The sequence below is a fragment of the Ruegeria sp. HKCCA6837 genome, from assembly GCF_013034475.1.
In the GTDB taxonomy this organism is placed as follows: domain Bacteria; phylum Pseudomonadota; class Alphaproteobacteria; order Rhodobacterales; family Rhodobacteraceae; genus Ruegeria.
The window spans coordinates 1-5467 of the sequence record NZ_WQGD01000044.1; the positions used below are offsets into that span (position 1 = coordinate 1).

Annotated in this window: 5 protein-coding genes; 4 read left to right on the forward strand and 1 reads right to left on the reverse strand. The window is 53.5% G+C overall.

Annotated elements, in window-relative coordinates:
• Positions 1-198 precede the first annotated feature (198 nt).
• Positions 199-1206, reverse strand: coding sequence for an AraC family transcriptional regulator (locus GOV91_RS22330; protein ID WP_170570605.1), 1008 nt, complete (start codon positions 1204-1206; stop codon positions 199-201).
• Between the two features lie 132 nt (positions 1207-1338).
• On the opposite strand from GOV91_RS22330, the gene GOV91_RS22335 reads away from it, so the two are divergent.
• The 4 genes from GOV91_RS22335 to GOV91_RS22350 all read left to right on the forward strand — a co-directional run bounded on the left by GOV91_RS22335 (position 1339) and on the right by GOV91_RS22350 (position 5197).
• Positions 1339-2736 (forward strand): amidohydrolase family protein, encoded by a 1398-nt coding sequence (locus GOV91_RS22335; RefSeq protein WP_170337131.1) that lies wholly within the window; start codon positions 1339-1341, stop codon positions 2734-2736.
• Positions 2737-2762: 26 nt separating this feature from the next.
• The gene (locus GOV91_RS22340) at positions 2763-3527 is read left to right on the forward strand and encodes a DUF3299 domain-containing protein (RefSeq protein WP_171237116.1); all 765 of its coding nucleotides are present in this window, start codon (positions 2763-2765) and stop codon (positions 3525-3527) included.
• Complete coding sequence (locus GOV91_RS22345) at positions 3524-4702, forward strand: carbohydrate porin (RefSeq protein WP_170337128.1); 1179 nt, start codon at positions 3524-3526, stop codon at positions 4700-4702. Before GOV91_RS22340 ends, GOV91_RS22345 begins: the two co-directional genes overlap by 4 nt.
• 114 nt (positions 4703-4816) lie before the next feature.
• The gene (locus tag GOV91_RS22350) at positions 4817-5197 is read left to right on the forward strand and encodes a hypothetical protein (protein ID WP_170337130.1); all 381 of its coding nucleotides are present in this window, start codon (positions 4817-4819) and stop codon (positions 5195-5197) included.
• The last annotated feature ends 270 nt before the right edge of the window (positions 5198-5467 follow it).

The window sequence follows — 5467 nt, forward strand, 5'->3', positions numbered from 1 at the left end:
CAGCCCGAAGCGGACCTTCGCAACCAAGCTTTGCTAACTCCGAAATACACAACGAAACGGCCAGTTGCAGAGGTTGTATCGGCGGTGGCAACCAACCATTCATGTCGTCGACTAACCTGTTCAACGTCGCACTACAACTTCTCCGAACTGATCCCACGAGGACCTAATCTTCGAAGCGTTCATTTGGCTCGACCACATTTACTTGCTTCGGAACTTGGTCGGTGTCATTCCGGTCTGACCTCGGAAAAAGCGAGTGAAATGGGACTTGTCAGAATAGCCGAGCATCAGTCCGATCTCTGCAATTGTCATCTGGTTTTGTTTGAGGTGCTCCTTGGCGACATCGATACGCAGCCGTTTGATTTCGCGCGGTAGCGTTGTGCCTTGTTTTTGAAGCGCTTTCAGAAACCGTTCCGGTTGTATTCCCAGCATTCCAGCCACCATCTCTGGTCCCAAATCGGTTTCATCCAGTTTGTCGCGTAAGACAGATCGCAAAGCTGCCACCACGGTTACTTCTTCATCTTGTCGAAGTGATGCTATGGGCTTGGCAGAACCCTCAGAGACGTGGTGCAAAAACAACCATTCCACAGGAAAACTAATTTGCATTCCGGGATCAGTCCCAAGGCCAACCTCGATCCCTTTGTAGTCGATAGGCAGCCCATTGATGTATCTGCTTTCCCATCGCACACGGGAAGAGTCCCAGGAATCTCCGACGACGGTCTGCAATAGGCGTACATAGATTGCGGCACCAAAACCGGTCACCTGAATGGGTGGGACGGTTGGTTCCTGTTGCCTCTCGATACGATAAGTCGCTTTGTCTGCTTCAATGACAAGGCTGTGCCGCACAGAATTGGACTCCTGCGGCACGAGCTCAACAAAGCGGGTAAAAAACTCGAACAGCGTTTTTGTAGATTGCAAGGCTTGAGCGAAGGGCGGCCATCCTTGTAGGTCAAACGCTTCCCCTACATTCAGTCCTAGGTATCGATCCCCTGATACTTCTGAGAAAGCATTTACCAAGCCGTAAACCAACTCGGAGTGAACGTACACGGATGGGTTAGTCATCAGTTCAGCTTTCAAGCCGACCTGATCCAATGCTGGTTGCGGATTGATCTTACGTTCGGTGAGATATTGCAGAAAGGGAGCGGCTAAAGAGAGGCGAACAAAGCCCTCGCTATGCTCTCGGGAGGTGGAGTTGAAAGGCAAGCTCATAACCCTTGTTGGATTAGCTTTAAGAAGTGGCCATTTTTGCAGTCACATTCGTACATCCTAATTCAAAAGGGGCAACCGAGCCAGTGAATTCCAGACTATAGTTGGCAAAACATGAATATGAAGGGAGTACTTATGTCCGGCTTACGAATGTCTCTTTGCTCGACGGCAATTGTCGCGGCAGTTCTTTCTTTTTCGGCGACCGCGCAGGCTCAGGATCAAGAAGAACCCCAAACGCTGTTTACCAACGTGCATGTCTTCGACGGTGTGAATGAGCAACGCATTGAAAATGCCAGTGTTCTGGTCGAGGGCAATCTGATCAAGTCCGTCTCAACCGATGCCATTGATGCGCCGAGCGCGACGGTTATCGACGGCGGTGGGCGCACTCTGACACCGGGCTTTATAGAGAATCACGCGCACCTGATGCTCATGGGGCCATCGATTGCCGAGATGGAAACCAACTCGACCTGGGAGGATTTCGCCATCCACGGGACCCGGATGGCCGAAATGTACCTGATGCAGGGCTTCACGACCGTTCGCGATGCCGGGGGCGCTGGCGGCGGGCTGCGGCGCGCAATTGACGCCGGCCAGATCGTCGGCCCCCGCTTTTATCCTTCCGGGGCATTTCTCGGAACACGTGGTGGTCACGCCGATTTCGCATCCTTCACATCTCCGCCGGGTGGGGTGACCAACTTTGGGACTCTGAATATGGCCCAACAGGTCAACGGTGTTGACGAAATTTACATGTATGGCCGCAACAACCTGCGCATGGGTGCCACGCAATTGAAGTTCATGCAATCAGGTGGGGTGATTTCGGCATTCGATCCATGGCAGTTGCTCGCCGGTTCGAAAGAAGAGATCGAGGCCGCTGTTCAGGTTGCCAACGAGTACGGCACCTATGTCATGGCACATTCCTACCGCAAAGAAGCGATCATCAATGCCCTGAATGCAGGGGTCAGAACCATTGAACACGGATTTCACTTTGACTGCGAGATTTCTGCTTTGATGAAAGAAAAAGGAGCGTACATCACGACGAACATCACAGCATTTGATCCAGGCCTACTTGATGTTCCTTCCGTGAAAAACAACCCCAACAGTTTGAGGAAGGCCAAATCGGCCTCGGCGACCTTCGAAGCCTACATTCCAAGTATGAAGGAATGCCCGGCGCCGCGCGGTTTCCAAACCGATTGCGTCGGCTCGGTCGAAGCGTGCAACATCCAGATCGCCTACGAGAAACATCTGAATAACCATTTCTTCGGCCCCTATGCGTCGATGGTAACCCTAACTTCGGTAGGTGGCGAGATCGCGGCACTTAGCGGTGATTTCATGAACCCCTATCCGGAAGGCAAACTGGGTGTGATCGAAGAAGGCGCCTATGCCGACATCCTGCTGATAGACGGCAACCCCCTCGAAGACTTCTCTGTCGTTGGAACAGGCGATCAGTGGTTCGGTGCGGACCCGAGGCCGGACAGCCCGGAAACAATCCGCCTGATCATGAAGGACGGTGTGATCTACAAAAACACACTGGATTGACCAGATAAAGCAGCCGGAGAGCATTCATGCGAAATTGGTTTTGCTCCGCAGTATTCGCAGGGTTGGTTTTGTGCGGTTATGATGCTGCGGCGACGCCTGGAACCGCGTTGGACTGGGCAGATCTGCCAGATCCGTCTGCGCAGGTCTTTGATGACCCCTATCGTGAACTCAGCCCCGAACAGTTCGACGATGTTCTTTTCGTTGTGCGTATACGCGGCAGGTTGCAGCAGGAGGTTGGCAGCGCCGAAGAACGGCAGAAATGGCAATTGCTTTTAGCAGAGACCGAAGACGCCTTGGTGTCAGACGGAATTGACGTCGACTGGTTACTCGATCAGCGCGAGGTTGTGACTGAACGTCGAAGAAAGGCTGGAACGAGCGGAAACCCGCAATTCGACGGCAGAACAATCACACTCGCGGGCTTTGCCATTCCTGCTCCAAGCGATCCGGACGGCCGGCCTGTGGCGTATTTGGTGCCAGAAAGAGGGATGTGCAGCCACATGCCTCCACCTCCGCCTAACCAGATGATCCGTGTGCGGTTGAACGGGGACTGGGCGCCTAGCTATTTCCACGAACCCGTTCGGCTGACAGGCACGCTGACTATCGATCCTTCCGTTCATAATATGATGGTTGTGGATGGCCTCATGCCTATGAATGCGACTTTCCAGTTGGAAACGGAAAGCGTCGAAACTCTGGAAACCAAGGCAGACAGGCTGGAATGGAAGCAGCGTGCTGCTGATCGCATCCGCGCGGCAGGAAATCGCAAGACCGGTGGGGCACAGGCGTCAAAATGATAAGACTTCTGGTTGCCGCATTGAGCATTGCATTTGCTGGCGCAGCGTCGGCTCAGGGACTATCCGGGCCATCTTCAGTCGAAGCCGATCTTGCGCCCGGAGACGGGCTCACCGATCCGCAATATCGTTCCGATTTTCCACGCAACATCGCACCGGGTTGGTTTCAGTGGAAAGACCGACTGGCTGAGGGTGGTTTTCGGTTCAACATTGACTACCTGGCATTGGGCCAAACCACGGATGCTGATCTGGGAACCGGCGAAGCAGCCAGCGGAATTGCGCGGTTCTACGGCAGTTGGCAGGCAACTGAACGGGGGTCTCTGACATTCAAGATCGAAGACAGGCACAGTTATACTGACGTTGCTCCGCAATTTCTCGGGCTGGATGGCGGAGCCCTTTCAATCACGGGAACAGCCTTCAATGACAACGGTTTGCTTCTGACCAATTTGTTCTGGACCCAAAGGGCTGAGAATGGGTCGTGGGCGCTGCAAGTCGGCCAGATTGATGTAACGGACTTTGTGGATATCTACGGGTTGGTAAGCCCCTACAGTGGTTTTCAAAACCTGTCTTTCAATACCAACCCGACAATCAACACGCCCAACCAAGGCCTTGGTATTGCCGGTGGGGTAAAGCTGAGCGAGAACCTCTACGCCGTTGCCAGCGTATCAGACGCAAACGCCGACCCGTCCGATCCAAACTTTGATGTGTTTAGCGACGGCAATCTCTTCAAGTCGCTCGAACTTGGGTACACGTCCGGCTTTGATCGCATCTACTTCGACAATATCCATCTGACCCTCTGGCATGCGGATGCGGCTGACGATGGCAGTCGAGCAGAAGATTACGGCGCAGCGTTTTCCGCCGCATGGTTTGTTGACAATAAATGGATGCCGTTCTTCCGTGCAGGGGCCTCGAAGGGAACCGCAGCGCTTTATGAACGGTCGATTTCTGCCGGTCTCGGTTACTATGGTCGCAACACCGATTTGGCCGGTCTGGGCCTAAACTGGGCCGAAGCAAGAGGCATAGATGGCGATCAGTTCACGCTTGAAGCTTTCTACCGCTTTTCAATCTCACCCGGACTGCAGATCACGCCATCGGTACAATTCATTTCCGACCCGCTTCTAAATCCCGATCAGGACCGGATTACCCTGTTCGGTCTAAGAACCCGGATCGTTTTCTAATGCGGGGTGAAGGCAGTCACTAAGGGGTGTGCCAAAGGGCAACTAAGAGAGATCAAGCGCGTGCCGGAATTTTCAACGCCGGTCGAATGAAGTTGGGAAGCAAAGGAACAATCTATGAAGATTGCATACGGAATTCTTGCAGCCTTAGCAGTTGTGTTTTTCATCCTTGGAGGCAGCGATGCCCATGCCAAAGACAACAAGGGTAAAAAGCCGAACAAGGGGGGCAAGAACGGTGATGTCAGCATTCAGATAGAAGACAAACCCGGCAAAGGCCCAAAAGCTGTACCACCTGGACAGATCAAGCGCTACACGCGCGGTGCCAAGCTCCCATCTGACCTGGAGTTCGAGGATATTGGGGACCTTTCCAAATGGAAGCTTGGGGAGCCGGGCAAAGGAAACCGCTACATTCTGGTCGATGACGAAGTCCTCGAAGTTACGAATGACCTGTCTACCGTGGTCGATGCCGTCGGCATCGTCGGTGATCTTCTAAATTAGGCGAAAGTACGATGTTTCAGGGCAAGAACTACCTCGTTTGCCCTGACGCTGGCCGGGGCGATCATTTGTGAACCCCGGCCCAAGTTCAAAACCCGGATCCGAGGCGCTACGATGATAAAGGCCCTTCTTGTTCTTTTTGCGCTTGCTACCTTTTCGTCAGCACGCGCCCTACTCGCTCAGGAAAACGGTGCAACTGAAGTCCCGCAAACAATACGCTTTGAGGGCTATGTATAGCCCAGTCGCGAAGCAGAACTGTCGCCTTTGGTGGAC

Coding starts and splice junctions, on each gene's coding strand:
- GOV91_RS22345 (WP_170337128.1), top strand. CDS start 3,524: ATGATAAGACTTCTGGTTGCCGCATTGAGCATTGCATTTGCTGGCGCA.
- GOV91_RS22340 (WP_171237116.1), top strand. CDS start 2,763: ATGCGAAATTGGTTTTGCTCCGCAGTATTCGCAGGGTTGGTTTTGTGC.
- GOV91_RS22330 (WP_170570605.1), bottom strand. CDS start 1,206: ATGAGCTTGCCTTTCAACTCCACCTCCCGAGAGCATAGCGAGGGCTTT.
- GOV91_RS22350 (WP_170337130.1), top strand. CDS start 4,817: ATGAAGATTGCATACGGAATTCTTGCAGCCTTAGCAGTTGTGTTTTTC.
- GOV91_RS22335 (WP_170337131.1), top strand. CDS start 1,339: ATGTCCGGCTTACGAATGTCTCTTTGCTCGACGGCAATTGTCGCGGCA.